This window comes from Gordonia sp. SGD-V-85 (genome assembly GCF_001456905.1).
GTDB classification, from domain to species: Bacteria; Actinomycetota; Actinomycetes; order Mycobacteriales; family Mycobacteriaceae; genus Gordonia; species Gordonia hongkongensis.
Map to the genome: position 1 here is coordinate 47,915 of NZ_LNQO01000006.1, position 26,516 is coordinate 74,430.

General features: G+C 68.1%; 22 protein-coding genes and 1 pseudogene. 16 read left to right on the plus strand and 7 right to left on the minus strand.

The window, feature by feature from the left end; genetic code table 11:
- Positions 1-129 precede the first annotated feature (129 nt).
- Positions 130-975 (minus strand): 3-hydroxybutyryl-CoA dehydrogenase, encoded by an 846-nt coding sequence (locus AS181_RS08700; RefSeq protein WP_058251198.1) that lies wholly within the window; start codon positions 973-975, stop codon positions 130-132.
- Positions 976-1,135: 160 nt separating this feature from the next.
- Between AS181_RS08700 and AS181_RS08705 the strand changes: the two genes are divergently transcribed.
- The 3 genes from AS181_RS08705 (at position 1,136) to AS181_RS08715 (ending at position 3,839) form a co-directional block, all read left to right on the plus strand.
- Positions 1,136-1,462 (plus strand): hypothetical protein, encoded by a 327-nt coding sequence (locus tag AS181_RS08705; RefSeq protein ID WP_058251199.1) that lies wholly within the window; start codon positions 1,136-1,138, stop codon positions 1,460-1,462.
- A 131-nt stretch (positions 1,463-1,593) separates the two neighbouring features.
- Positions 1,594-3,180, plus strand: coding sequence for an LVIVD repeat-containing protein (locus AS181_RS08710; RefSeq protein WP_058251200.1), 1,587 nt, complete (start codon positions 1,594-1,596; stop codon positions 3,178-3,180).
- Positions 3,177-3,839 carry a DUF305 domain-containing protein gene (locus tag AS181_RS08715; protein WP_058251201.1) on the plus strand — a complete coding sequence of 221 codons (663 nt, stop codon included), beginning with the start codon at positions 3,177-3,179 and terminating at the stop codon, positions 3,837-3,839. Before AS181_RS08710 ends, AS181_RS08715 begins: the two co-directional genes overlap by 4 nt.
- A 26-nt stretch (positions 3,840-3,865) precedes the next feature.
- Here the strand turns inward: AS181_RS08715 and AS181_RS08720 are convergent, their stop codons facing one another.
- On the minus strand, positions 3,866-4,363 hold the full coding sequence (locus tag AS181_RS08720) for an HNH endonuclease (RefSeq protein WP_058251202.1): 498 nt from the start codon (positions 4,361-4,363) through the stop codon (positions 3,866-3,868).
- Between the two features lie 356 nt (positions 4,364-4,719).
- Here AS181_RS08720 and AS181_RS08725 point away from each other — a divergent pair, with 356 nt between their 5' ends.
- Positions 4,720-5,094, plus strand: coding sequence for a hypothetical protein (locus AS181_RS08725; RefSeq protein WP_058251203.1), 375 nt, complete (start codon positions 4,720-4,722; stop codon positions 5,092-5,094).
- A 4-nt stretch (positions 5,095-5,098) separates the two neighbouring features.
- On the opposite strand, the gene AS181_RS08730 is transcribed toward AS181_RS08725, so the two are convergent.
- On the minus strand, positions 5,099-5,965 hold the full coding sequence (locus tag AS181_RS08730) for an enoyl-CoA hydratase-related protein (protein WP_058251204.1): 867 nt from the start codon (positions 5,963-5,965) through the stop codon (positions 5,099-5,101).
- A 145-nt stretch (positions 5,966-6,110) separates the two neighbouring features.
- The gene (locus AS181_RS08735; protein WP_058251205.1) at positions 6,111-8,651 is read right to left on the minus strand and encodes an ATP-dependent Clp protease ATP-binding subunit; all 2,541 of its coding nucleotides are present in this window, start codon (positions 8,649-8,651) and stop codon (positions 6,111-6,113) included.
- A gap of 278 nt (positions 8,652-8,929) precedes the next feature.
- Here AS181_RS08735 and AS181_RS08740 point away from each other — a divergent pair, with 278 nt between their 5' ends.
- From AS181_RS08740 to AS181_RS08750, 3 genes are all read left to right on the plus strand, one after another.
- Positions 8,930-9,835: a TetR family transcriptional regulator gene (locus AS181_RS08740; RefSeq protein WP_231742351.1), complete on the plus strand. Its 906-nt coding sequence runs from the start codon at positions 8,930-8,932 to the stop codon at positions 9,833-9,835.
- 16 nt (positions 9,836-9,851) lie between these two features.
- Positions 9,852-10,505 (plus strand): TetR/AcrR family transcriptional regulator, encoded by a 654-nt coding sequence (locus AS181_RS08745; RefSeq protein ID WP_058251206.1) that lies wholly within the window; start codon positions 9,852-9,854, stop codon positions 10,503-10,505.
- A gap of 239 nt (positions 10,506-10,744) precedes the next feature.
- Positions 10,745-12,115, plus strand: coding sequence for an MFS transporter (locus AS181_RS08750; protein WP_058251207.1), 1,371 nt, complete (start codon positions 10,745-10,747; stop codon positions 12,113-12,115).
- An 80-nt stretch (positions 12,116-12,195) separates the two neighbouring features.
- Here the strand turns inward: AS181_RS08750 and AS181_RS08755 are convergent, their stop codons facing one another.
- A complete protein-coding gene (locus AS181_RS08755) occupies positions 12,196-13,050 on the minus strand; it encodes an SDR family oxidoreductase (protein ID WP_058251208.1) in 855 nt (284 codons plus the stop codon).
- Positions 13,051-13,458: 408 nt separating this feature from the next.
- On the opposite strand from AS181_RS08755, the gene AS181_RS08760 reads away from it, so the two are divergent.
- The 5 genes and pseudogenes from AS181_RS08760 to AS181_RS08780 all read left to right on the plus strand — a co-directional run bounded on the left by AS181_RS08760 (position 13,459) and on the right by AS181_RS08780 (position 20,970).
- Complete coding sequence (locus tag AS181_RS08760) at positions 13,459-14,913, plus strand: 4-hydroxyphenylacetate 3-hydroxylase N-terminal domain-containing protein (RefSeq protein WP_058251209.1); 1,455 nt, start codon at positions 13,459-13,461, stop codon at positions 14,911-14,913.
- A complete protein-coding gene (locus AS181_RS08765) occupies positions 14,910-15,668 on the plus strand; it encodes an enoyl-CoA hydratase/isomerase family protein (protein WP_058251210.1) in 759 nt (252 codons plus the stop codon). Before AS181_RS08760 ends, AS181_RS08765 begins: the two co-directional genes overlap by 4 nt.
- A gap of 73 nt (positions 15,669-15,741) precedes the next feature.
- A pseudogene (betT, locus tag AS181_RS08770) lies at positions 15,742-17,882 on the plus strand (choline BCCT transporter BetT).
- On the plus strand, positions 17,879-19,405 hold the full coding sequence (locus AS181_RS08775; RefSeq protein WP_058251211.1) for an aldehyde dehydrogenase family protein: 1,527 nt from the start codon (positions 17,879-17,881) through the stop codon (positions 19,403-19,405). Before betT ends, AS181_RS08775 begins: the two are co-directional and overlap by 4 nt.
- Entirely contained in the window at positions 19,402-20,970 is a 1,569-nt protein-coding gene (locus AS181_RS08780) for a GMC family oxidoreductase (protein ID WP_058251212.1), read from the plus strand. Before AS181_RS08775 ends, AS181_RS08780 begins: the two co-directional genes overlap by 4 nt.
- 13 nt (positions 20,971-20,983) lie before the next feature.
- Here the strand turns inward: AS181_RS08780 and AS181_RS08785 are convergent, their stop codons facing one another.
- Positions 20,984-21,586 (minus strand): TetR/AcrR family transcriptional regulator, encoded by a 603-nt coding sequence (locus tag AS181_RS08785; protein ID WP_058251213.1) that lies wholly within the window; start codon positions 21,584-21,586, stop codon positions 20,984-20,986.
- A gap of 68 nt (positions 21,587-21,654) precedes the next feature.
- Here AS181_RS08785 and AS181_RS08790 point away from each other — a divergent pair, with 68 nt between their 5' ends.
- The 3 genes from AS181_RS08790 (at position 21,655) to AS181_RS08800 (ending at position 24,465) form a co-directional block, all read left to right on the plus strand.
- On the plus strand, positions 21,655-22,524 hold the full coding sequence (locus AS181_RS08790) for an alpha/beta fold hydrolase (RefSeq protein WP_058251214.1): 870 nt from the start codon (positions 21,655-21,657) through the stop codon (positions 22,522-22,524).
- Between the two features lie 118 nt (positions 22,525-22,642).
- Complete coding sequence (locus AS181_RS08795; protein WP_058251215.1) at positions 22,643-23,137, plus strand: RNA polymerase sigma factor; 495 nt, start codon at positions 22,643-22,645, stop codon at positions 23,135-23,137.
- The gene (locus tag AS181_RS08800) at positions 23,134-24,465 is read left to right on the plus strand and encodes a VOC family protein (protein WP_058251216.1); all 1,332 of its coding nucleotides are present in this window, start codon (positions 23,134-23,136) and stop codon (positions 24,463-24,465) included. Before AS181_RS08795 ends, AS181_RS08800 begins: the two co-directional genes overlap by 4 nt.
- 1 nt (position 24,466) lies before the next feature.
- Here the strand turns inward: AS181_RS08800 and AS181_RS08805 are convergent, their stop codons facing one another.
- Positions 24,467-24,940, minus strand: coding sequence for an anthrone oxygenase family protein (locus AS181_RS08805; RefSeq protein WP_058251217.1), 474 nt, complete (start codon positions 24,938-24,940; stop codon positions 24,467-24,469).
- Positions 24,941-25,057: 117 nt separating this feature from the next.
- On the opposite strand from AS181_RS08805, the gene AS181_RS08810 reads away from it, so the two are divergent.
- On the plus strand, positions 25,058-26,368 hold the full coding sequence (locus AS181_RS08810) for a PQQ-binding-like beta-propeller repeat protein (protein ID WP_058251218.1): 1,311 nt from the start codon (positions 25,058-25,060) through the stop codon (positions 26,366-26,368).
- Positions 26,369-26,516 lie beyond the last annotated feature (148 nt).

Here is a 26,516-nt window from a genome sequence, read left to right on the forward strand (position 1 = left end):
CTTGTTGTCTGATTGCTGCCAGCTTAGCGGGGCACACGACGGCCGACAATCCCCGCGTGGAGGACCCCTCATACGACGAACCCCGGCTCACCCGAAGGTGAGCCGGGGTTCGGCGTCGGCGATCAGCTGTCAGTAGGTGTAGAAACCGCGACCGGTCTTCCGTCCGAGGCGTCCCGCGTCGACCATGCGACGCAGCAGCGCCGGCGGCGCGTAATGGGGTTCGGCGAATTCCGCGTACAGCGACTCCGCGGCGGAGAGCGTCACGTCGAGGCCGATGGTGTCGAGCAGGGTGAGCGGCCCCATCGGGTAGCCGCAGCCACCCTTCATCGCGAGGTCGATGTCCTCGGCCGAGGCGTAGCCCGAATCGAACATCCGGATGGCCTGGCACAGGTACGGGATGAGCAGCGCGTTGACGATGAAGCCGGAACGGTCACCCGCGCGGACCGCGGTTTTGCCGAGGGTGTCGGTGACGTATGCGCTCACGGCGTCGGCCGTCTCCGGCGCGGTGGTCAGCGTGGAGATGATCTCGACCAGCGGCATCACCGGCACCGGGTTGAAGAAGTGCACGCCGACAACGCGTTCGGGGGTCTTGGTCGCGGTCGCGACCTTGATGATCGGGATCGACGACGTGTTGGTCGCGAGGATGGTGTCGGCACCGGTCGCCTCGTCGAGGTTCGCGAAGATCTGCCGCTTGAGCTCCTCGATCTCGGGCGCCGCCTCGATCACCAGGTCGCGATCGGCGAGGTCGGCGTAGTCGGTCGTCACCCGCAGACGTCCGAGGGCGGCGTCGGCGTCGTCCTGCGCCAGCTTGTTCTTGCTGACCGCCTTGGCCAGCGACTTCTCCACCCGCGCCCGCGCGGCGTCGGCGAACTCCTGCTTGACCTCCACGATCACGACATCGCTGCCGGCCTTCGCACACACCTCCGCGATGCCCGCTCCCATGGTGCCTCCGCCGATGACGCCGATCTGTTGCACAGTGAACCTCCGAAGTCGAGTGATACGAGACCAAACGGTAGCCGGTCGCCGGATCGGTCATCCGAACGACTCCCGGCACCCCGGGAACATTCGTCCTCGACGTCGCCTCCAAGTACATGAACCGCCCAGAAGCACTCACCCCACTTGGAAGGACATACCAATGAGCACCGAGATCCCCGCCGACGCCGTTCTCGTCGACACCGACGGCGACGGAGCCGTCGACGCCGCACTCACCGACGTCGACGGTGACGGAACCACCGACGCCATCCTCGACACCGACGGCGACGGCCAGGCCGACTCCATCGCCTACGACACCAACGCCGACGGCGAGATCGACATCATCGAAGCCGACACCGACGCCGACGGCCTCACCGACATCGCCGTCGCCGACACCGACGGCGACGGCACCTTCGACACCGCCGTCGACGACGAGGGCAACGTCGAGGTCGGCGACTTCGGCAGTATCGACGGCGGCGACGCCGTCTGACGTCTGACGCACCCGACACGAGCCGGCCCGGAGACCCGGGCCGGCTCTGTTCGTGAGACCGGATTCGACGATTCCGCGATGTCGTCTCGCCTCGCCCACTAGCCTGACTCAGATCACGATCGGGGGATGCGATGATGCCTACTCGTTTCGACGCGCGACACAGGGTCCGTTCGGGGGTCCGCCGGCGCCGTCGTCGCCACGCCGTCACCTGCCTCCTGGCCGGTGCGACGCTTCTCTCGACGATGCTGGTCGCGGCCCCCGCCGGCGCGGCCAACCACTATTTCCCCGACATCTCCGAGGTCGCGGTTCCCCAAGCGGACTGCGGGCCGGGCTCACTCCCCGAACCCGGCCTGCAGGGTGATGTCAGCGCCGAAGATCGTCTGTCCGGGCGGAGCATGCGCGGCTACCGCTGCAACATCACGCGGATCGGCGGTGTCCGCGGCGCCGGCGGCGGGATCGTGTCGGCGAGCTTCGAGCACTGCAGCTACACCGGCAGCCTGTTCCCCGGAAACAACTGGGTGAACCCGCCGGGCGTACAGGTCATCGACGCATCCGACCCGAGCGCGCCGCGAGTCGTCGGGTCCCTGACGGATCCGGCGATGCGCGGCGGCACGTGGGAGACGTTGAAGGTCAACAAGGCGCGCAAGCTCCTGGCCGCTACGTCGGTGCCGTTGCTCTGGGGCGGCGGCTTCTTCGCCGTGTACGACATCTCCGACTGCACCCGACCCAAGCTCCTGAACACGGGCCCGGGCACGTCGACGCCCCTGCCGTTCACCTCGCACGAGGGCGGCTTCTCCCCCGACGGCCGCACCTACTGGGCGTCCGGGGTGTTCCCCGGGCACCTCAGCGCCATCGACATCGCCGATCCCCGGTCGCCCCGCGTGATCTGGCAGGGTCTGCACTCGTTCCTCGGGCACGGGTTCGGCATGTCCCCGGACGGCAACCGGATGTACCTGTCCAACATGGCGGGTGTGACGGTGCTCGACGTCAGCGACGTCCAGGAGCGACGGCCGCACCCGCAGGTCCCGCACACCGCGGCCTATCTCTGGCCCGACGGCCAGCTGAACCAGCACTCGATCCCGATCACCTACCGGGGCCGGCCCCACATCGTCACCGCCGACGAAGCAGGTTCGGGCGGCGTCAAGATCTTCGACGTGACGCGGGTGAACAAGCCCCGGTACACCGCGCAGATCAAACTCGAGATCAATCTCCCCGAGCACCTCGACACCAATCTGCGGTCGTCGACCGGCGGGTCGCTGTTCAGCAGCAATCCGCACTACTGCACGGTGGACCGAGCGACCGATCCCACCGCGCTCGCGTGCGGCTGGGAATCGTCGGGTATCCGGGTCTTCGACATCCGCGACTTCGACCGGATTCGCGAGATCGCCTACTACAACCCGCCGGCCCGCAAGGGCACCACGATCGCGGAGTCACCCAACTCGCCGCACGTCGTCGGCTCGCTGATGGGCTTGCCCGCCGTCGAATTCCTCAGCCTCGGTATGTCGATCGCGAACGGCAAGGTCCGGTTGAACGAGATGGTCGGTCCACGTAGCGGGATGATCGTCGGCGGTGACATGTCGACGGACTGGTGCATGTCCCCACCCGAGTTCCGCGGAAACGAGCTGCGGGTCACCTGTTCCGACGGCGGCTTCCAGGTGTTGCGGTTGAGTCCCGCGGTGTACACGCCACCGCCGGACCAGAACTCCTCGATCGGATGAGCGCTTCTCGCCTCGGCGTCCCGCTGGTGCGCGCGATGGTCCTCGGCGTGACCGCGGCCCTGCTCGTCACCATGGGTGTCGTCGTCGGGGCGGTGTGGCAGGGACGCGATCACGACTCATCCGCGATGAGCGTGTCCGACATCGGCTTCGCGCAGGACATGTCGGCGCACCACGACCAGGCGATCCTCATGTCGCGAACGATCGGTGCGGTGCCCGGAGTCGCGCCGCAGATCCGCGGCGTCGCCGACCGGATCGTTCACACGCAGACCGCCGAAACCGCTACGATGCGTGGCTGGTTGCTGTGGTTCGACGAACCGGTGACCGCGCCGGAGCCGATGTCCTGGATGTCCGGCGGAGACCCTCACCACGAGGGCACCCATCACGACGAATCCCCTCCGCCGATGCCCGGCATGGCGAGTATCGACGAGATCGGCCGCCTTTCCACCCTGCCACCCGGCGAGGCGGAGATCTTGTTCCTGCAGTTGATGATCCGGCATCACCGTGGCGGGATGTCGATGGCCCAGGCGGCATACAACGACGAGCGGACCGGTTCCGCGACGAAGGACCTCGCGCTCATGATGATCGGCGACCAGGGCGACGAGATCGGTTTGATGACGATGCTGCTCGCGGAACGCGGCGCCGATCCGTTGCCGACCTGATCGCAAGGGGGCAACGGATCGAACGTCTAGTCCGTCTTCGGATGCAGGATGAACATCTCCCACACCTCTTTCTGGTCCGCGGCCCAGGGGTCGTAGACGAACGGCGCGTGCCGTAGCGCCATCCCCGCCTTGCGCGGCGTCCGGTTGGCCTTGAAACCGTTGCAGGACTTGCACGCCGCGACCTGGTTTCCGAATGTGCTCGGCCCACCCTGCGAGACCGGGACGATGTGGTCGACGGTGTCGGCGGGACCGTCGCAGTAGGCGCAGATCCATTGATCGCGCCGCAGGATGGTCGCGTTCGACGCGTAGGAGTCCATCGTCTTACCGGCGAACGGGCGGTAGGCATCTCGCTTGATCGCCACCACCTTGTGGATCGGCAGGGACAGCGTCGGCGAATGGACGACGCGGACCAGCGGCGTGCCCTCGACGTTCCGCGCGACCTCGGTGGTCAACAGAACCGCGGCGCGACGCCAGGTGACGCGCGCCAGGATCTGCAGTCCGGCGTTGGTGACGAAGATGGTCATGACAGCTCCTCGATGCGTGGGCGAGTGAGTGCGCCGACCACCGAGGTTCATGACCTCAGGAACTGGTGACGCGTGATGTGATCGGTCCCGGCCTTCCGTCGGACTTCAGTCCGCACGGACGGTCGGAGGGGGCCGTCCGCCACTCGCCGGCGAAAGCCTTGTCACCCATCGACATCTGCGTCACCTCCTCTCGTTGGTCGGGCCTGCTCTGTCGCCACGATAACCGCGGTCGATGGACGCTGCCACCGTTTATGTCCGGCGTGTTCGGATGTTCACCCAGTTCACACGGGCTGTTTGCAGGAGTTTTTCACCGCGCGCCGGTCCCGCGGGACAATGTCCGACGCTATCGTCGGCGGATGCCCACCGAGGAGACCGCCGAGAATCCACCTCCGCAGCCACCCGTGTCGACCCTTGACGCGTTCGCGTCGGTGGTGCTGGGGTTGGTGCACGCCGTCTTGGCGCTGATCACGATCGCCGTCGCGGGTCTGACGGTCTTCGTCACCGACGCGTGCGCCTACGAGGAGTGCGGGAGTCCGGTCTGGACCGAGGTCGCCATCGGGGTGGGCATCGGGTCGGCCGTGGTGCTGGTGGCGGTGTCGGTGACCCTCGTCGTCCGCCGCGTGCGCCGAGGACTCCCGGCCTGGCCGGCCGCTGCGTGGTGCTGCGCCATCCAGCTGGCGATGATCTTCGTGGTACTCGAGATCGGCATCCAGGCCGGGACCCTCGACTGAGTGATCAAAAGATCTCGGGTAGATCTTCCGACACGGTGTTGGGGTAGGTCGCCGGACGCTTCTCCAGGAACGACATGACGCCTTCGTACACGTCACCGGACTGCCCGCGGTAGAAGATCGCCTTCGAGTCGGCGTGGTGGGCATCGAGCGGACTGGGCGCACCGGCCATCCGCCAAAACAGCTGTCGGGTCAGCGCCGCCGAGACGGGGGCGCTGTTCGCGGTCATCTCGCGGGCGACGGCGATCGCGGTCTCGAGCACCTGGTCTTTGGGGACCACCTGCTGAATCAGCCCGCGTTCATGGGCTTCGGCGACGGGCACCATCTTCGCGCCGATCGTCCACTGCAGTGCGGTCGGCAACCCGACGAGCCGCGGCAGGAACCAGCTCGACGCGGCTTCGGGCACCAGGCCGCGGGCGGCGAAGACGAACCCGAACTTCGCGTCCTCCGAGGCGATCCGGACGTCGGCGGGCAGCGTCATCGTGACGCCGACGCCGGCCGACGGACCGTTCACCGCCACCACGATCGGCTTGAGCGAGGCGAACATCCGCAGCGTCAACTTCCCGCCCTCGTCCGCTGGAACCTCGTCTGAGTCCACCACCGACGAGGCGTCGAACGTGGACCCGCCCGCCTCGAGATCGGCGCCGGCGCAGAACGCGCGGCCGTTGCCGGTCAGCACGACGGCACGAACGGAGTCGTCAGCGTCGGTGTCGTCGAACGCGGCCCGCAGTTCCTCCCCCATCTGCATGGTGAAGGCGTTGAGCCGGTCGGGTCGATTGAGCCGGAAGATCGCGATCTCCCCATCTCGCTCGACGGTGATGGTGGGCTGGTCCTGTCGGGACTTGCGCCCGACCTCTGATGTATCGCTCGTCACAGATCGATGCTATCGGGCGCTGGGACACTCCGCGTCGGCTGTGTCAATCCGCGGAATCGCGCACCAGCCGGGCACAACACAACGGCGGCGCCACCCTGTCGGGTGACGCCGCCGCTGGTGTCAGATCAGCTCAGACGGGCTGCGCTCAGCTCGCGTCGGCCTCGCCGGCCTTGGTGAGCTCGACCGGTGCGTCGGGAACCATGCGCGGCTTCTCCGAGCCGGTGAAGACGAACCGGGCGTCGTCGCCGTCGCCCTCGCCGTCCCAGTTCTCGACGTCGACCAGGACGATCTGTCCGGGAGCGATGTCGCCGAACAGGATCTTCTCCGAGAGCTGGTCCTCGATCTCGCGCTGGATGGTGCGACGCAGCGGACGCGCACCCAGCACCGGATCGAAGCCGCGCTTGGCCAGCAGGGCCTTCGCGCGGTCGGTGACCTCGAGAGCCATGTCCTTGTTCTTCAGCGCACCCTCCACGCGGGTCAGCATGAGATCGACCATCTGGATGATCTCTTCCCGCGTGAGCTGGTGGAACACGACAATGTCGTCGATGCGGTTGAGGAACTCGGGGCGGAAGTGCTTCTTGAGCTCGTCGTTGACCTTCTGCTTCATCCGTTCGTAGTTCGACTGGGTCCCGTCGCTCGACGAGAAGCCCATGCCCACGGCCTTGGAGATGTCCGAGGTACCGAGGTTCGAGGTGAAGATCAGCACGGTGTTCTTGAAGTCGACCGTGCGACCCTGACCGTCGGTCAGACGACCATCTTCGAGGACCTGCAGCAGGGTGTTGTAGATCTCCGAGTGGGCCTTCTCGATCTCGTCGAACAGCACCACCGAGAACGGCTTGCGGCGCACCTTCTCGGTGAGCTGCCCGCCCTCTTCGTAGCCGACGTACCCGGGAGGGGCACCGAACAGACGCGACGCGGTGAAGCGGTCGTGGAACTCGCCCATGTCGATCTGGATGAGGGCGTCGTCCTCGCCGAACAGGAAGTTCGCCAGCGCCTTGGAGAGCTCGGTCTTACCGACGCCGGACGGACCGGCGAAGATGAACGAGCCCGACGGCCGCTTCGGATCCTTCAGGCCGGCACGGGTACGACGGATCGCCTTCGAGACCGCCTTGACGGCGTCCTCCTGCCCGATGATCCGCTTGTGCAGCTCCTCCTCCATGCGGAGCAGACGCGTGGTCTCCTCCTCGGTGAGCTTGAACACCGGGATGCCGGTCCAGTTGCCGAGGACCTCGGCGATCTGCTCGTCGTCGACCTCGGCCACGACGTCCATGTCACCGCTGCGCCACTGCTTCTCGCGCTCGGCGCGCTCGGCGACCAGCTGCTTCTCCTTGTCGCGGAGGCTGGCGGCCTTCTCGAAGTCCTGCGCGTCGATCGCGCTTTCCTTCTCCTTGCGCGCATCGGCGATGCGGTCGTCGAACTCACGCAGGTCTGGCGGCGCGGTCATCCGGCGGATGCGCATGCGCGCGCCGGCCTCGTCGATGAGGTCGATCGCCTTGTCCGGCAGGAACCGGTCGTTGATGTAGCGGTCGGCCAGCGTGGCGGCGGCGACCAGCGCGCCGTCGGTGATCGAGACGCGGTGGTGCGACTCGTACCGGTCGCGCAGGCCCTTGAGGATCTCGATGGTGTGCTCGACAGACGGCTCGCCCACCTGCACGGGCTGGAAGCGGCGCTCGAGTGCGGCGTCCTTCTCGATGTACTTGCGGTATTCGTCGAGGGTCGTCGCGCCGATGGTCTGCAGCTCGCCGCGGGCCAGCTTCGGCTTGAGGATGCTGGCGGCGTCGATGGCACCCTCGGCGGCACCTGCGCCGACGAGCGTGTGCAGCTCGTCGATGAACAGGATGATGTCGCCGCGGGTGTTGATCTCCTTGAGCACCTTCTTGAGGCGTTCCTCGAAGTCACCGCGGTAGCGGCTGCCCGCAACCAGCGAACCGAGGTCGAGGGTGTAGAGCTGCTTGTCCTTGAGGGTCTCGGGGACCTTGCCGTTCACGATGGCCTGCGCCAGGCCTTCGACGACGGCGGTCTTGCCGACGCCGGGCTCACCGATCAGCACCGGGTTGTTCTTGGTGCGGCGGCTGAGCACCTGCATGACACGCTCGATTTCCTTCTCCCGGCCGATGACCGGGTCGAGCTTGCCCTCGGAGGCCGCGGCGGTCAGGTTACGACCGAACTGGTCCAGGACCAGCGAGGTCGACGGGGTGCCGGACTCGCTGCTGCGGCCGCCGGTGCCCGCCTCCTGCGGCTCCTTGCCCTGGTATCCGCTGAGGAGCTGGATGACCTGCTGGCGGACCCGGTTGAGGTCGGCGCCGAGCTTCACCAGCACCTGGGCGGCGACGCCCTCGCCCTCACGGATCAGGCCGAGCAGGATGTGCTCGGTACCGATGTAGTTGTGGCCGAGCTGCAGGGCCTCGCGCAGCGAGAGCTCCAGCACCTTCTTGGCGCGCGGGGTGAACGGGATGTGTCCCGACGGTGCCTGCTGGCCCTGGCCGATGATCTCCTCGACCTGGCTGCGGACCCCTTCCAGGGAGATCCCGAGCGACTCGAGCGCCTTGGCGGCCACGCCCTCGCCCTCGTGGATGAGGCCGAGGAGGATGTGCTCGGTACCGATGTAGTTGTGGTTGAGCATGCGCGCTTCTTCTTGGGCCAGAACCACAACCCGACGCGCGCGGTCGGTGAACCGTTCGAACATTGTTCTCCCTCACATTGCTAGCGCCCCGGCCGCCGCGGAGACCACCTCGGAGGTCCCGGAGGACAACCGGTGCGGATAGACGACGACCAGCCTGCTTCCACTCTAGAGGTCGTCTCGGGTGCACCTGCAGTTAACGCCTGCGCAGAGTGCATGGATCCCCCGTTGCGGCGGGGATGTGCCCAGTACAACTGCGCTGGCCGGGGCTGTGTTCCCGGGTCGCTACGCCGAGAGCGAACGCGGCGTCGACGCCCCCGATGTGCGTCCCTACACTGCGGTGCGTGCCCCCGGGAGAGTCGACCGACGTCCACGCAGCCGACAGCCCGGCCCGGTCCGCCGGGATGCGGGTCCGGCGGGCCAGGCAGGCCGCGGGGGTGAGTCTGCGGTCGTTGTCGGCCTCGATCGGCGTGAGTCCGGCGACCCTGAGCCAGATCGAGAACGGCAAGACGGGTCTGCGCGTCGATCGGCTCGAGGCGATCGCGTCCGCCCTCGGGGTCGGCGTCCCCCAGATCATCTCGGGAACCGTGCCGCGCCGCGAACCGGGCGACGCACCGGCCGCTCCGGTCGCGCACGGAGACTGGCGGCGCTACGACCCGCTCGACTTCTCCCCGATCCTCCGGGCAGCGGTCGAGGAGTTCCTCGCTGTCGGATACCACGGGACGACCATGCGACGGATCTCCACGCGATGCGGGATGTCGGTGCCCGGGATCTACAACCACTACCCGAGCAAGCAGCACATCCTGATGGACATCCTGGACCGCACGATGAACGATCTCGAGTGGCGAGCGGAAGCCGCGCGGACGAGCGAGCACGACGCCGTCGGCCGGTTCTGCGCACTCGTCGAGAATCTGGCGCTCTACCACACCCACCGCCGTCAGCTCGGCTTCCTGGGCTCCAGCGAGGTCCGGGCGCTCGAGCCGTCGAATCAACGAGATGTCAGTCGACGACGAAACCGTCAACAGGCGCTGGTCGACGAGGAGGTCCACTCCGCCACCGCGCTGGGCCTCTTCCGCCCCGCGCATCCGTCCGACGCCGCGCGCGCGGTCGTCACCATGTGCACCGCCCTGCCGACCTGGTGGCAGCCCGACGGCCGGTTGACTCCCGAGCAGCTGGCGACCGAATACGTCGACTACGCGCTGGGCATCATGCGGTACCCGCTGCCGAATGCGCGAACAAGTCAAACCTGACTCGTATAGTGGCACCGTGAGTTCACCCGAGGCGCCCTCCGACACGGCAGCTCCCGCCGGGCCGGCGCCGACACGTCGCGAACAGCGCACCATCACCAGCCGACGTCGCATCCTGGAGGCGGCGGTCGACTGCCTGATCGAGCACGGCTTCGCCGGTGCGACCACCTCGGCGATCCAGGCGCGCGCCGGGGTCTCCCGCGGCCGTCTGCTCCATCACTTCCCGTCGAGGGAGGACCTGCTCGTCGCGGCGGCCGAGCACTTGGCCGCCGAGCGGGTGGCGGCGACGACCGCCCGCGTCGTGGCCGCGATCGACGACGAGGCGACCGGGTCCGCGCGGGTCACGGCCATCGTCGACATGATGTGGATGTCGTTCCACGAGCCGCACTTCTGGGCCGCCGTCGAACTGTGGACCGCGTCGCGGACGAACGACTGGATCGCCGGCGCGCTGCTGCCGGTGGAGCGCCACCTCGGCGGCGTGATCCGTACGAGCATCGACCGCATGTGGGGTCCGGAGCTCGTAGGCCATCCCCGGTACGCACAGTTGCGCGAGATCCTCTTCACCAGCATGCGCGGCGTCGCACTGGCCTACACCTTCGACCGTCGCGATCCACGACGCGACCCCCACCTGCCCCAGTGGACGGACACCGCCCTCGTCCTGCTCGAGGTCTGACGCCGCACCCCACGTAAGAGTACGTCTTGACTGTTTCGCTCCGGGTTGGCTAGTCTCCTGCTACCCGGGGCTGCGACGTGACCGACACTCGGCACCGACTGTGTCCGGGGACACCCCCATCCGGCCCGACGGCCTTCCATTCGACGACCCCACGGCACCCCCGCCAGACGGCCGTGGGCCCGAATCTCGTCGGCCCGGCACCCCCTTGAGCCAGGAGCATCCCCGTGCCCACTGATCCCGTGCCCACTGATCCTGCCGGCGTACGGCCGGCGCCCCGTTCGGCTCGAGCGTCGATCGCCGCCGCGATCTCGACGTCACTCGAGTGGTACGACTTCTTCATCTACTCCACCGCCGCCGCGCTGGTGTTCAACGTGACGTTCTTCGCCACCGACAGCACCGTCGTGTCCGCGCTCAACTCGTTCGCCACGGTGGCCGTGGGCTTCATCGCCCGTCCGATCGGCGGCATCCTGGCCGGTCAGTTGGGCGATCGCTACGGCCGCAAGCCCGTCCTGGTCGGCGCCGTCTGCCTGATGGCCGTCGCCACCTTCCTGATCGGCTGTGTCCCCAACACCCAGACGGTCTGGCTCGCACCGACCCTCCTCGTGATCCTGCGCATCTGCCAAGGCCTGGCCGTCGGCGGACAGTGGGGCGGCGCCGTCCTGATCGCCACCGAGAACGCACCGGCGCACCTGCGCGGCTTCTACGGCAGTTTCGCGCAGCTCGGCGTGCCGATCGGTCTCGTGCTGGGCAATGTCGCGTTCCTGCTCGCCACGGGCCTGTCGAGTTCGGACGCCTTCCTGTCCTGGGTCTGGCGGATCCCGTTCTGGATCAGCCTGGTGATGCTCCCGGTCGCGTTCGCCATCCACCGGTTCCTCGAGGAGACACCGGAATTCAAGGCCGTGGCGGCCAAGATCGCGCAGACACCCGAGGTGCAGCGTTCCCCGATGCTCGACGTCATCCGACGCAACCCGGGGACCATCCTGATGGCCGCCGGCGCGAACACGATCGGAATCGTCTTCTTCTACATCATGATCACCGGTTCGGTGCAGTTCGTGACGACCTACCTCGACGTCGCCCGGTCCACCGTGCTCACCTGGATTCTGATCTCCTGCGTCGTGATGGTCCCGCTCGTCCCGGCCTTCGGCTGGCTGTCGGATCGCATCGGACGCAAGCTGGTCTTCGCCATCGGATCGGCGGCCATGACGATCTGGGCGATCCCGATGTGGCTGCTGATCGGATCATCGTCACCGACGTCCATCTGGCCATTCGCGGTTGCCGTTCTCGTCGGAGTGGTCGCGATGGCGCTCCAGACCGGTACGCAGGGAACACTTTTCGCCGAGCTGTTCCCGCCGGAGATCCGATTCTCGGGCGCCTCCCTGGGTTATCAGATCTCGGCGATCATCGGCGGGTTCGCGCCGTTCGTGATGGTCGCGATCATCAACGGCAACCCGGACAACGCCTGGCGCGTCGGGCTTTTCCTCGCCCTCCTGGCCGCCGCATCGCTGCTCTGCCTGTACGTGATCGTCAAGAAGCGCTATCACGGCGACTTCGACGCATCGATCTCGGCCGGCGTCGACGACGCGGCTCCCCAGTTCGCACCGGTTCGGTAATCCAGGACTTCCCCGGAAACCCGGGACAACGCGGCGGCGCCGGGTCATCGTTGTCGATGGCCCGGCGCCGTCGTGGTGACTCAGTTCCAGGTCATCCAGAAGTCGAGCTCGAGTTCCTGATCCCCGGGCACGACGCGGTACTGCGCGAAGTCGCGGACACCGTCGCGCGCGAGGACGTCGTCGTCGATGAAGCACTGCCCGGTCGCCAGCCAGGCCGGCTTGGTGATGATGCTCATCGCGGCGTCGGCCATGATGCTCGGCTTGCGACTCCGCGCGACGAGCTCCTCGCTGAGGATGTTGCGCACCGCCGCCGTGTTGATCGTGGTCCGCGGCCAGAGCGAATTGACCGCGATGCCATCGGCTTTCAGCTCAGCAGCCAGGCCGACGGTGACCATGGACATCGAGAACTTCGAGATGGTGTACGCGGTGCCGATCTGGGCAAACCACTTGGGATCGAGATCGATCGGCGGCGAGAGCGTCAGCACGTGCGCGTTCTCCGACGCACGCAGATGCGGGATCGCCGCCTTCGTCAGCGCGAAGGCGCCGCGCGCGTTGATGTCCTGCATGAGGTCGTACTTCTTCATGTCGATCTTCTCGGCGGGCGTCAGATCCAGCGCGCTGGCGTTGTTGACCACGACGTCGATGCCGCCGAAGTGCTCGACGGTACGAGCCACGGCGTCGGCCACCGAGGCGTCGTCGCGGACGTCGCCCACGATCGGCAGTGCCCGACCACCGGCCTCGGTGATCGCGGCCGCCGCCGTGTGGATGGTCCCGGGCAGTTTCGGGTGCGGCTCCGCGGTTTTCGCCAGCAGCGCGATGTTCGCGCCCCGCGCGGCGGCGGCCACCGCGATGGCCTCGCCGATGCCTCGGCTGCCGCCGGAGATCAACAGGGTCCGTCCCCGCAGCGAATCGTCGGGGGTGTGGGTCGGTGTCACGGTGAGTCCTCTCGGTGCGCACACCCGTGGAGAGTGTGAGCGGTCGGGACAGCGCCGCGAGGGCCGATTCATGCGACCACCACCACGCGCTGCCTGTTTGGGTTATCTAAACAGTCCGAAGACGGGCGGATGACGTCCCGCATGCCCGGAGCCCGGGCGGCACGACCGTTCCCGGCCCCGGGCACACCCGTTCGGCTCCGCCGAGCGTAGCTTTCGAATGCGCTCCGAGGCAATCAATACCGATGTCACAGCTCACATCGTCGAGCCGGGCACGCGCACGTCCGACGCCGTGCGCACCCGTCACGCCGAAGTGTCCACCGGATGGGACTTGACCACGACGCAACCGGGCAGGCATGCTGGCCGAGCGATCGCTCGCTCACGGCAGTGATCAATCGAGAGGGGACAGTTGTGGCCATCCGCGACCCGCAGGCCTATCGAGAAGGCCTGCGCGACAACCGGCGCGTCGTCTACCGCGGCGAGAAGATCGACGACGTCACCGCGTTCGACGAGTTCGCCGATGCCATCGCCCATTCGTCGCTCGCCTACGAGATCTCGCACACCGAGCCGGATCTCGCGGTCGCCGACGACGGCGACGGGCCCTACACCGCGTTCTACCGGGTGCCGCGCACCGCGGCGGACATCGCCGACCGCGGCCGTCTCATCGAGACCCTGTCCCGGATGGGTGCGGGGACGATCGTGCTCAAAGAGGTCGGCAGCGACGCGCTGTTCGCCCTGCTGCGCGCGCTGTCGGGCGACAGTCTGGCGAAAGCCGAGGCGTACTACCGGTATTGCTGCGAGAACGACGTCGCCCTGGCGGTGGCCCAGACCGACGTGAAGGGCGACCGGTCACTCCCGCCGCACCGGCAGCCCGATCCCGACCACTATCTGCGGATCGTCGACGAGGACGCCGATTCGATCACCGTGTCCGGCGCAAAGGTCCACACCTCGTTCAGCGCCAACGCCGATGAGATCATCGTGTTGCCCACCCGCGCGATGTCGGAGGCCGACCGCGACTGGGCGGTGAGCTTCGCGATCCCGGTCGACACCGAGGGCCTGACCCTCTATGTGTCCCCGTACCTGCACGGCGACCAGCACCCCTTCGAACACCCAATCTCGTCCCGGCACAAGCTGCTCGAGAGCCTGACGGTGTTCGACCGGGTCCGTGTCCCGAAGGAGCGCGTATTCCTCAACCGCGAGCCCGAACTCGCGGGCCCGCTGGCACTCGCGTTCGTCGACTACCACCGTTTCACGGCGGTGAACTACAAACTCCCCGTTCTCGACCTGCTGGTCGGCGCCGCCATCGGCATCGCGGAGGCCAACGGCATCGCCGGTGCCGGTCACGTGAAGACCAAACTGACCGAACTGATCACCTACGCCGAGACGGTACGCGGTTTCGCCGAGCTGGCCGCGGTTCGAGCGCGCAACGGCGGCAACGGCATCCACCTACCGGATCCGCTGGCGGTCAACATGGCGAAGTACCACTTCGCGCACGGTTTCCACCAGGCCGCAGCGACGCTGCTCGACCTCGCCGGCGGCCTCGTGGCCACCGGACCCGGCGGACACGACTGGGATGACCCCGAAGTTCGCACGGTGCTGGAGAAGTATTTCGCCGCGGCGCGTCCGGCTCAGGAGCGCCTGCGACTCATCCATCTGATCGGCGACCTGACCACGGGTCAGTGGGGCGGCTACCAGTCGGTCCTGGCCACCCATGCCGAGGGTTCGTTGGAGGCGGAGAAGATGCAGATCGCACGGGCCTACGACAGCACCAGGGCGCGGGCCGCCGTCGACGAGGTGCTGCGAGTAGCTGCCGAGACACCCGGTGCCGGAGCCGAACTCGCGACCACCGCGGGAGCAGCTCGATGACCACGGGCCTCGACTTCACCATCGACGACCGCGGGGTCGCCGCCATCCGACTCAACCGGCCGGAGGCCGCGAACGCCCTGGACATGGATCTCGCCGACGGATTGGCAGCGGCGGTGCAGACCATCGAAAGCGACGGCAGCGTCCGGGTCATCCGACTGTCCGCGGCCGGTCGGCTCTTCTCCGGCGGCGGCGATGTCCACGGCATGGCCACCGCGACCGACCGGGGACAGTTCCTCGCCGAACTCGCCGGATCGGTCCACCGGTCGCTCATCGCGCTCGACCGCCTGCCCGTTCCCGTCGTGGCCGCGGTCCAGGGCACCGCCGCGGGCGGCGGTCTGGGTCTCGTCCTCGCCGCCGACGTCGTGATCGCGACGCCGAAGACCTCCTTCGTGGCCGCCTACTCCACGATCGGCCTCTCCCCCGACTGCGGTGTGTCGGTCAACCTGCCCCGGACCATCGGATTGGGGCGCGCGCTCCGCATGCTGGTGCGCAACGAGAAGATCGATGCCGCAACCGCGTTGGAGTGGGGACTCGTCCACGAGATCGTCGAGGCGGGAGAACTCGACGAGGCCACCGACGCCGTCGTCGCGCTCCTGCTCGAACGGCCCGCGGCCGCGATCGGGCACGCACGACGCCTCGCCCGCGCGTCCTACAGCCGTACCTATGCCGATCATCTCGACGACGAGGCGGACACCATCGCGCAGCTCGGTGCCGGCGAGGAGACCGCCGAACTCCTGGCCCGGTTCACGAGGTGACCCACCCCGTTCCGCATCCGATGATTCGCTTAAACCGCCCGTTCCACCCGTGATCGGACTAGCGTCGTAGCCCATGAGCAGCGACGCCCGGCCCCGGTCGCACCGGGTCAACGTGACGGTCTTCCTCGCCTCGGCCGTCATCGTGGTCGCCTTCGCCGCCTGGGCGCTGGCGGCCCCGGCGGCGGCCGAGTCGACGATCAACGACGTACGCGACTTCATCACCCGCTGGTTCGGCTGGTGGTACTTCATCCTCGCCACCGCCATCGTCGGTCTCGTGGTGTTCCTCGGCCTCAGCAAGTACGGGCGCTACCGGCTCGGACCGGAGGAATCGCGCCCCGAGTACAGCCTGTTCACCTGGACGGCGATGCTGTTCGCCGCGGGATCGGCATAGATCTGATGTTCTTCTCGGTCGCCGAACCGGTGACCCATTTCCTCAACCCGCCGACCGGGCCCGCGGAGACCAACGAGGCTGCGCGCGAGGCGGTCACGTGGACGGTCTTCCACTACGGGGTCACCGGGTGGGCGATGTACGCGCTCATGGGCGGCGCGCTCGCGTATTTCGCCTTCCGGCACAATCTGCCGCTGACGATCCGGGCAGCGCTGTACCCGATCTTCGGCAAGCGTGTCGAAGGTCGCTGGGGCGACGCGATAGACGTCGCGGCTGTCCTCGGCACCATCTTCGGGATCGCGACCTCGTTGGGGATCGGCGTCGTTCAGCTCAACTTCGGGCTGAACGAGATCTTCGGGATCGAACAGGGCAAGGCGGCTCAGATCGGCCTGATCGTCCTGGCTGTGGTGATCGCGACCGCGTCTGCGACCTCTGGTGTCGACAAGGGCATCCGACGCCTCTCCGAGATCAACGTCATCCTGGCCATCTGCCTGCTCATATACATCACGGTCGCCAAAGACGCGGACTTCCTGCTCAACGGGCTCGTCCAGAACGCGGGCGACTATGTGTCCACATTTGCCGACCGAACACTCGACACCTTCGCCTGGGACCAGGTGAACCCGCCGCCCGGCAACGACGCCCGCGCCTTCGTCGACGGCTGGACCCTGTTCTTCTGGGCGTGGTGGGTGGCCTGGGCGCCGTTCGTCGGACTCTTCCTCGCCCGCATCTCGCGCGGACGCACGTTGCGGCAGTTCATCTTCGGCGTGCTGGTGGTCCCGTTCAGCTTCATCCTGGTGTGGATCTCGATCTTCGGGAACAGTGCCCTGCAGGTGGCCCGCGGCGATGCGGATTTCGCCGAGACGACGGCCTCCACACCCGAGGCCGGGTTCTATTCGCTGCTCGATCAGTACCCGGGTTCGACGCTGCTCATCGGGATCGCAACCATCACCGGCCTGCTGTTCTACGTGACCAGCGCCGACTCCGGCTCGCTCGTGATGGGCAATTTCACCAGCCGCCTCGACGACCCGATGGCCGATTGCACACGGTCGCTTCGTATCTTCTGGTCGGTGGCGATCGGTCTGCTGACCCTGTCGATGCTGTTCGCCGGCGGCGGCGACGGGTCGATCCTGACCCTGCAGGCCGCGACGGTGATCATGGGCCTGCCGTTCTCCTTCGTCCTCGGGCTCATCGGCATCTCACTGCTCCGTGCCGTCCGCAACGAGTCGGTGAAACTCGACAGCTTCCGGACGACGCTGCCCAAGGTGATCGCCGTCGGGCGCGGCCCGACGGAACACGGCAGCTGGCGACAGCGACTCATCGGCACCCTGCGCTTCCCCGGCCGGGTTGCGACCCGGAAGTTCATCGAAGCCAACGTCGTACCGGCCATGACCGAGGTCGCCGAACAATTCGGCCGGGAGGGGATCACCGCGACGGTCGACGAGTCGGCCGAGAACGAAGGGCTGCCGTCACCGCGCCTGATCGTCGAACTCGCCGAAGTTCCCCGTTTCGAGTACTGCGTGTGGCCGGTCTCGGCACCGACACCGACGTACGCGGTCCGGACCCAGCGGTCCGACGATCGCTACTTCCGGTGCGAGGTGTATCTCACCGAGGGGTCCCAGGGCTACTCACTCACCGGATACACCCGAGACCAGATCATCGGTGACATCCTCGACCAGTACGAACGCCATCTCGGTTATCTGCATCTGCGGGATGCGGCCGGAGATCACCACGACCCCGAACCCGATCCGGCCGGCGGCGACGGTACCGTGCCCGACAGCGACACGGACATCCCCGACAGCAGTTCCGAAGGAGCACCGGCTCGATGAGCGAGACCCTCTACATCGGCGGCCGCTGGCGGCCCGCCGCCTCCGGCGAGACCCGTGAGATCCGTTGTCCCGCAGATAACTCGCTCGTCGGTGTAGTGGCCGAGAGCGGTGTGGCCGACACCGAGCAGGCCATCGCGGCGGCCCGCCGGGCGTTCGACGCCGGCGAGTGGAGCGCCACACCCGCCGCCGACCGCGGGGACCTCCTTCTCCGCGTCGCCGCCCAGATCGACGAGCGCCGAGACGAATTCGTCCGCGCCGAGACCCTCGACACCGGCAAGCGGCCCTACGAGTCGGATATCGACATGACCGACATCGCGAACTGCTTCCGGTACTTCGGCAAGCTCGCGGCGGCCGACGCCGGGCGCGTGGTCGACACCGGGTCACCCGACGCCGATTCGCGCATCGTGTACGAACCGGTCGGCGTCTGCGGATTGATCACACCGTGGAACTACCCGCTGCTGCAGGCGGCGTGGAAGGTCGCGCCGGCACTGGCGGCGGGCAACACCTTCGTGCTCAAGCCCGCCGAACTCACCCCGCACACGTCGATCCTGCTCATGCAGGTCCTGGAGCAGGTCGGTCTCCCGGCGGGCGTGGGCAACCTCGTCCTGGGCGCGGGCGCCGAGGCCGGCGCTCCGCTGTCGTCTCATCCTGACGTCGACCTGGTCTCGTTCACCGGTGGGCTCGTGACCGGCCGGGTCATCGCCCGCGAGGCGGCGGCGACGGTGAAGAAGGTCGCGCTCGAACTCGGGGGCAAGAACCCGAACGTGGTCTTCGCCGACGCCTGCGCCACCGACGAACTCCTCGCGGCAGCGGTCGACAACGCACTCAACGCGGCGTTCCTGCATTCGGGGCAGGTCTGTTCGGCCGGAGCGCGGCTCATCATCGAGGAGTCCGCACACGATCGCTTCGTCGATGAGCTGGTCCGCCGCGCGGAGCAGATCCGGCTGGGCCTGCCCTACTCCGAGGGCACCGAGACCGGACCGCTCATCTCTGCGGCACACCGCGACAAGGTGCACGCCTACGTCGAACAGGCTCGTGCGGATGGCGCGATCATTCGCACCGGTGGCGCGTTCGCCACGGGCGATGCGGGTTCGGGGCGCCTCGACGACGGATGGTTCTATCTGCCCACCGTGATCGATCGCGCCGACCGTTCGATGGCCTGCGTGCACGACGAGGCGTTCGGACCGACCGTCACCGTGGAGACCTTCGCCACCGAGGAGGAGGCCGTGACCCTGGCCAACGACACCGTCTACGGTCTCGCGGGGGCCGTCTGGTCGGCCGACGCGGCACGCGCCCGCCGCATCGCCGGACGGATCCGGGCCGGAACGGTGTGGGTCAACGACTTCGGGCCGTACCTGCCGGAAGCCGAGTGGGGCGGTTACGGCCAGTCGGGTTTCGGGCGGGAGCTCGGACCGTCCGGTCTGGCGGAGTACCGCGAGGCCAAACATGTCTACGAGAATCTCCGACCGGGCGTGACCGGCTGGTTCGCGGACCGGTCCGGAGACGGCGAGGAGCGACGATGAGCGAGACCTACGACTACGTGGTCGTCGGCGGCGGCTCCGGGGGTGCCGTGGTGGCGTCGCGGCTGTCCGACGACCCCTCGGTCTCGGTGTGCCTACTGGAGGCGGGTCCGTCCGATGTCGGCGACGACGCGATCCTGCGGCTCGACCGGTGGATGGAACTCCTCGAATCCGGTTACGACTGGGACTATCCCATCGAACCGCAGGAGAACGGCAACGACTTCATGCGCCACGCCCGGGCGAAGGTCCTCGGCGGGTGCAGTTCGCACAACAGCTGCATCGCCTTCTGGGCTCCGCGCGAGGACCTCGACTCGTGGGAGCGTGACTTCGGGTGCGCCGGATGGGGTTCGGCGGAGTTGTACCGCCTCTACCCGCAGATCGAGACCAACGACGCGCCGGGCGCGCACCACGGTCGCAGCGGTCCGGTCCACCTCATGACGGTGCCGCCGAACGACCCGTGCGGCGTCGCCCTGCTCGACGCCTGCGAGTCGGTCGGCATCCCGCGCGTCGAGTTCAACAGCGGCAGCACGGTTGTCAACGGCGCCAACTTCTTCCAGATCAACCGACGACCCGACGGTGTGCGCGCCTCGTCGTCGGTCAGTTATCTGCACCCGCACCTCGACCGGCCGAACCTCACCATCCGCACCGGGTCGTGGGCAAAACGGGTGGTGATCGAGCGGGTCGACGGCGAGCTACGCGCCGTGGGCGTCGACATCACCGACAACGCGTTCGGTCGCACGACACGGATCGAGGCCCGGGGCGAGGTGATCGTGTCGGCGGGGGCGATCGACTCCCCGAAGTTGCTGATGCTCTCGGGAATCGGGCCGGCCGACGATCTGCGCGAGCACGAGATCGAGGCCCTCGTCGACGCGCCGGGGGTCGGTGAACACCTGCAGGACCACCCCGAAGGGGTGATCGGGTTCGAGACCGCGAAGCCGATGGTCCGCGAGTCGACCCAGTGGTGGGAGGCGGGCATCTTCACCACCGTCGATGCGGGTCTGACCCGGCCGGACCTGATGATGCACTACGGCAGCGTGCCGTTCGACATGCACACCCTTCGTCAGGGCTATCCGACCAGTGACAACACCTTCTGCCTGACACCGAACGTGACGCACGCGCGGTCACGGGGCACGGTGCGGTTGCGCTCCCGTGACTTCCGCGACAAGCCCCGCGTGGACCCGCGGTACTTCACCGATCTCGAGGGCTACGACATGCGGATCATGATCGCCGGCCTACGGAAGGCCCGCGAGATCGCCGCCGCCGAACCGCTGTCGACGTGGATTGCGCGAGAACTGTATCCGGGCCCCGATACCACGAGCGACGCCGAACTGGCGGACTACATCGCCCGCACCCACAACACCGTCTACCACCCGGTGGGCACCGTGCGGATGGGTGCGCCCGACGACGAGCTGTCGCCGCTCGATCCCGAACTCCGCGTCAAAGGTGTTGCAGGACTTCGGGTGGCCGACGCGTCGGTGTTCCCGGAACACACGACGGTGAACCCCAACCTCACCGTGATGCTCGTCGGCGAACGCTGCGCCGAGCTGGTGCGCGCCGGCGGCAACTGACCGCCAGGAGCGACTAGGTCGCGAACGAGTCGACGATCCGTTCCAGGACCGCAGCTACCTGTTCGGTGGCGGCCTCGCGATCGTCGGCGGCGGCGACGTAGAGCGCCGCCTCGTCGAGCGCGCCGATCGCGACGTGGGCCAGCGGGCGGGTGGGCTGCTCGACCGCCTGGCCCGTGGCGATCGCGGCCGCGATCAGGCCTTCGACGAGTGCGAATCCGAATTCTTCTCCGCGAGCACGCCATTCACTCCATCCGAGCACTGACGGCGCCTCGACGAGCGTGATCCGATGCACCTCCGGTTCGGTGCACAACCGCAGGAACAGACGCATACCCGCCTTCAGCGCGGCGAGCGGGTCCTCGGCGGCGCGCTCCCCCACGGCCGCCGCGATCTGCGCGACGATCGACTGTTCCACGTCGTCGTAGACGGCGACGAACAGCCCTTTCTTGTCGTCGAACTGGTGGTAGAGCGCACCGCGCGTCACGCCGGCCTCGGCGACGATCTCCTGGGTGCCGACGTCGGCGAAGCCGCGTTCGCCGAACAGCTTCCGGCCGGCGTCGATCAATGACGCGCGGGTCGCCGCGGTCCGCTCGGCCTGGGTACGACGGTTGACTTTCATACAGGTTGCACGTAACTTTCGTACTGAGTGTTCGTAAGTTACCGAGTCTACGAGAAGCGGGTCTCGCCATGACGACTGCACTGCCGACCGTCGAACTTCCGTCCGGCGTCATCGAGTACGCGACCTACGGTCCGGACGACTCGGCGCATCCGCCGGTCGTCTTCGTCCACGGCGCCGTCGTCGACCACCGGCTGTGGGAACCGACGGCACGGTTGCTCGCCGAGCGCGGATTCCGGTGCCATGTGCCCCTCATGCCGCTGGGCTCGCACCGCATCCCGCTCGGCCCCGGAGCCGACCGCTCGCCGCGCGGGATGAGCAAGCTCCTACGTGAGTTCGTCGACCGGTTCGGCCTGTCGGACGCGACCCTCGTGGCCAACGACTCCGGTGGCGCCATCACCCAATTCGCTCTCGACGACGATCCCGCGTTCGTCAGCCGGCTGGTGTTCACCAACTGCGATGCCTTCGATCTCTTTCCGCCGCAGCCGTTCCGGTTGTACTTCGCGCTGATGAAGCACCGACTTCTGCTGAAACCGCTGGCCGATGCGATGCGCCTGCGTACACTGCGCCATTCCGCGCTGGGCGTCGGTCTGCTGTTGAACGATCCCGATCCCGACCTCACCGGCTCGGTCTTCGAACCGCTGCAGCGCGACGTACGCATCCGCAACGACTTCATCGAGTTCCTCCGCGGCATCCGCCCCGCCGAACTGGCGCAGATCACCCCGCGGATGTCGCGCGTCGACCTCCCGGTCCGAATGGTGTGGGGTCGCGACGACCGGTGTTTCACCCCGGCCCACGGACGCCGCCTGGCCGCCGTCTTCCCGGGCGGGGCGCCGTTCGTCGAGGTTCCCGACGCCCGGACCTTCGTCTCACTCGACCAGCCACAGATTCTGGCCGACGAGATCATCGAGCTCACCGTCGGAGAACGCACCGCTCCGTGACCGCCCGGAGAACGGCGCAAGTTTTTTTCGCCACGGGCGTCGGATCATCGGGTCCGGCCGCGACGATAGAGGTGTGAGCAGCGACCAACCGGTTTCTTCGGCCCGGGGACCAGAGGGATTGCTGGCGGTCTACGACCAGGCACTGCCGGAGGTGTACGGCTTCGTCGTGCGGCGCTGCACGGATCGTCGTACCGCCGAGGACGTCACCTCGGAGACCTTCCTGGCCGCCATGGACTCCGTCCGACGACGCCGCGACACCGAACCGACCACTCCGTGGCTCATCGGGATCGCGCGGCACAAACTCGCCGACCACTGGCGACGTGCACAGCGCACGCCGGAACCGGTCGACGACCTGCCCGACCACGGGGACGACCCGTGGGACACCGAACTCGACCGGATGGTCGCACATCACACGCTCGGCCAGTTGTCGCCGATCCACCGTTCGGTGCTGACGCTGCGCTATGTCGACGATCTCCCCGTCGGCGAGTGCGCGGAGATTTTGGGCCGCACGGTCGGCGCCACCGAGGCGCTTCTCACCAGGGCCAAGCGGGCGTTCCGCGCCGCCTACCCCGAAACACAACCCCAGCCCAGCGGGAGAGGAGGTCACGCATGAGCACCCGGAACAGCTCGCGCTTCGACGCAGCACGAGATCCGCTACACGTCCTGAACGCAGCGCGCACGCCGGGCTTCGACGATCCGGTCCGTCCCGACCTGGATTTCGCCGCCGCGCTGCGGGACCGCCTCGAGCGCGGGGCGACCCTACCCGAAGGAGTCGTCATGGCCACCGCAACACAACTCGACGCAACCGAGACCGTCCGGACCGAGGCGCCCGCCCGACCGGAACCGACGGTCGAACGCCCCGGCGCCCTCCCATATCTCGCCGTCGCCGAACCGCAGGCCGCGATCGACTGGTACGTCGAGGCACTCGGCGCCCGGCTGCGCGGCGAACCGATCGTGATGCCCGACGGCGTCATCGGTCACGCCGAGCTCGAACTGGGCGGCGGCGCAATCTATCTCGCGGCGGAGTTCCCGGACCTCGGACTCCGCGCACCCGCACCCGGGCAGGTGTCTGTCAGTCTGATGGTCGCCGTCGAGGACACCGACGACGCGGTCTCGACGGCCGCTCGTGCCGGCGCCGCGGTCACCCGCGAGCCGTACGAGGCCCACGGCACCCGCACAGCTGTCATCGTCGACCCGTTCGGACACCGCTGGATGTTGAGCGGTCCGTCGAAGATCACCAGCACCGAGATGGTCCACCAGGGCGACATCGGTTACATGTCCCTGAACACCCCCGACGCCGCCCGCGCCCGACGCTTCTACGCCGACGTCCTCGGCTGGGAGTTCGACGCCGAGGGCCGGCGCGTCACCAACGTCGGCCATCGCCTCGGCATCTTCGAGACCGACGGCACACCGACGGTCTTCTGCGCGTACGCCGTCGACGACCTCGAGGCCGCGCACGGGCGCATCGTCGCAGCGGGCGGGCGGGGCGAGTTCGGCGCAAGCCCCGACGGTCATCGCCTGGTCGACGCCGTCGACGATCAGGGCGTCCGGTTCGCGGTCTACGCCGCGAACCCCGACGACGAACGCCCGCAGGCCCACCCGCGCGACCCCGGGGCCATGACCTACCTGACGGTGTTGACGCCCGACAGCGGCCGCTTCCGCGCGTTCTACGGCTCGGTCCTCGGCTGGACGTTCCATGGCGGACGCATCGACGACGGCTGGGAGGTCGACGACTCGCGACCGCAGGTCGGGCTCGCGGGCGGCGCCGAGAGCTCGGTGGCAGTGCCGATGTGGACGACCGACGACGTCGTGGCCACGGTCGAACGTGTCCGGGCCGCGGGCGGCACGGTGCTCGAGGAACCGAGCACCGCGCCCTACGGCATCTCGGCGCGGTGCACCGACGACCAGGGCGCTCAGTTCTACCTCGGTCAGTTGTTCTGAGTCACCCCACGGCCAACCCGACGACGAGCACCGCCACCGCCGCGGTGGTCAGCACGGACCGCACGATGTTCCACGGCACCCAGACGGCGGTGAACCGCGTCCAGACCCCCACCGCCTCGTCGCCGCGGACGACGCCCGCGGCGTCGAGGCGGTCATTGGCCGGGACGTTGACGACCATCGTGATGACGACACCGAGCGCGGTCAGGACCGTCGCGGTCAGGACCCACCATCGGAGCCCGGAACCCCACGAGGCCCAGACGGTCAGCGCGCCGAACACCACGCCGCCGCCGAAGATCACCGCGAAGAGCGGGTTGAGGATGGCGCTGTTCATCCGCTGCATCGCCGCGACCGCGACGTCGGCGCCGGCCCGGGTCAGGCCGGGGATCACGGCATAGCCGAATCCCGCCAGCACACCGGCACTGAGGCCGGTGGTCACGACCGTCAGGGTCACCAACACATCACGCAACAGGTCCATGGGAACAGTCCAGTGCCCTGCGGGCGCGAAAACCATGACCGGACCGGCGAATTTCCTGCTCCGCCGTCCGGCTCCCGGCTCCGGAGCGGCCACCACCGTCATGGTTGACTCTTACCCATGTCCTCTCGCTCCCGCGTCCGGGCCCTGTCCGCGCGTCTGCCCTTCGGCATCGGGACCGTCGTCTTCGCCCTGTGCGCCGCGCTGGTCGTGACCGGCGGCGTGGTGCTGGCGAGCGGCACCGCCCAGACCGACGACGGCGACTACGCCTACGGCGAGCTGCGCGGCTACGAACGCGAACCGGGAACCGCCTGGACGATAGTCGGGCAGGAGGATCTACCGGACTACTCCGGCGAGGTCACCATCGAGATCGCCGACACCTCCGACGAGGGATGGCTCATCACCTACCCCTCCGGGCTGGGGCGCTCGTTCGTGATGGTGGACCGACGATCGGGAAACCTGCTGTGGGACAGCCCCATCAACGCGGGGCAGGGCGACTGCGCGGTCAACGAGGCCGGCCAGGTCGGTTGCGCGGTACAGCTCGGCACCCCACTCGAGGACGGCTTCTACCTCGTCGACGACGCCGGCATCCCGACCCGCACCGCCGAATACCTGGACACCAAATCGGTGGAGGGCCTCGGCAACAACTTCCTGCGCGTCAACCGGGTCGGGCACCAGGTCACCCTGAACACGCCGGCCGGCAACGGCATCTGGGCTCGGACCTTCGCGGCGCCGGTCGTCGGTATCGAGGTCACCGGCGACACGGTGGTCATCAGGACCGCCGACGCCAGCGAGTACCTGGTCAACCCCGCCACCGGTGAGGACCGCATCGGTTGCGATCAGTGCAGCATCAAGCTCTACCCGACCGGGGTGACCGTCGATCACCAGACGCACGGCGAGGAGAAGGTGGTCACCTACGCCACCGTCAACGGCCGGGTGGACGCCGATCCGGTCGCCGAGGCCGGCGGTCTGAGCGTGCTGCCCGGGCCGTCGACCCTCCCGGTCCTGAACGCGGCGAACCTGGTCTTCGCCGCCGAGGGGCAGTACGAGGTCCGCGACCCGGCACGTCCGGGGGCGCTGTGGCAGATCCGCGACGGCGAACTGTCCAAGGCCAATGCCATCGCGTGCGGGTCCCTCGTGAACTTCGGCCGCCTGGACGGTTCGCGGACGACCTACGCGCTCGCCGACGGCACGCACATCGGCAGCGGACCGCCGCCGGGACCGCAGCAGCCGATCCTCGCCAACCCGCGGTGCGTCGGGTCCAGCGGCACCACCATGGTCGTCGTCAACCAGGGCCTGCTGACCGGGCTCACCCCGGCGAACACCGCGGCCTGGGAGCGCGGCCTGTCCTCCCCCGGACTCGTGCGGGTCGTCGACGGATACATCGTCGTCAGCGAGGGCAGCACGCTGACGATGCTCCGCCCAAATTGACCCCGCCATTCCCCTGAACCCGAGGGTCCCAATCCCCCTTGTGGGCCGTTTCACATGGCGCGCCGAGCTCCCGGCCTCACCTGCAAGGACACGAATCGGTGGTGGTGTCCAGACCTGAATTGATCACGACAAGGTAACGCTTTGCTCA

What these genes read in the sequence shown, in the direction of transcription:
- AS181_RS08720 (WP_058251202.1), bottom strand. Translation starts at nt 4,363, where the DNA reads ATGACCATCTTCGTCACCAACGCCGGACTGCAGATCCTGGCGCGCGTC.
- AS181_RS08705 (WP_058251199.1), top strand. Translation starts at nt 1,136, where the DNA reads ATGAGCACCGAGATCCCCGCCGACGCCGTTCTCGTCGACACCGACGGC.
- AS181_RS08765 (WP_058251210.1), top strand. Translation starts at nt 14,910, where the DNA reads ATGACCACGGGCCTCGACTTCACCATCGACGACCGCGGGGTCGCCGCC.
- AS181_RS08715 (WP_058251201.1), top strand. Translation starts at nt 3,177, where the DNA reads ATGAGCGCTTCTCGCCTCGGCGTCCCGCTGGTGCGCGCGATGGTCCTC.
- AS181_RS08790 (WP_058251214.1), top strand. Translation starts at nt 21,655, where the DNA reads ATGACGACTGCACTGCCGACCGTCGAACTTCCGTCCGGCGTCATCGAG.
- AS181_RS08725 (WP_058251203.1), top strand. Translation starts at nt 4,720, where the DNA reads ATGCCCACCGAGGAGACCGCCGAGAATCCACCTCCGCAGCCACCCGTG.
- AS181_RS08775 (WP_058251211.1), top strand. Translation starts at nt 17,879, where the DNA reads ATGAGCGAGACCCTCTACATCGGCGGCCGCTGGCGGCCCGCCGCCTCC.
- AS181_RS08710 (WP_058251200.1), top strand. Translation starts at nt 1,594, where the DNA reads ATGATGCCTACTCGTTTCGACGCGCGACACAGGGTCCGTTCGGGGGTC.
- AS181_RS08785 (WP_058251213.1), bottom strand. Translation starts at nt 21,586, where the DNA reads ATGAAAGTCAACCGTCGTACCCAGGCCGAGCGGACCGCGGCGACCCGC.
- AS181_RS08810 (WP_058251218.1), top strand. Translation starts at nt 25,058, where the DNA reads ATGTCCTCTCGCTCCCGCGTCCGGGCCCTGTCCGCGCGTCTGCCCTTC.
- AS181_RS08800 (WP_058251216.1), top strand. Translation starts at nt 23,134, where the DNA reads ATGAGCACCCGGAACAGCTCGCGCTTCGACGCAGCACGAGATCCGCTA.
- AS181_RS08735 (WP_058251205.1), bottom strand. Translation starts at nt 8,651, where the DNA reads ATGTTCGAACGGTTCACCGACCGCGCGCGTCGGGTTGTGGTTCTGGCC.
- AS181_RS08805 (WP_058251217.1), bottom strand. Translation starts at nt 24,940, where the DNA reads ATGGACCTGTTGCGTGATGTGTTGGTGACCCTGACGGTCGTGACCACC.
- AS181_RS08780 (WP_058251212.1), top strand. Translation starts at nt 19,402, where the DNA reads ATGAGCGAGACCTACGACTACGTGGTCGTCGGCGGCGGCTCCGGGGGT.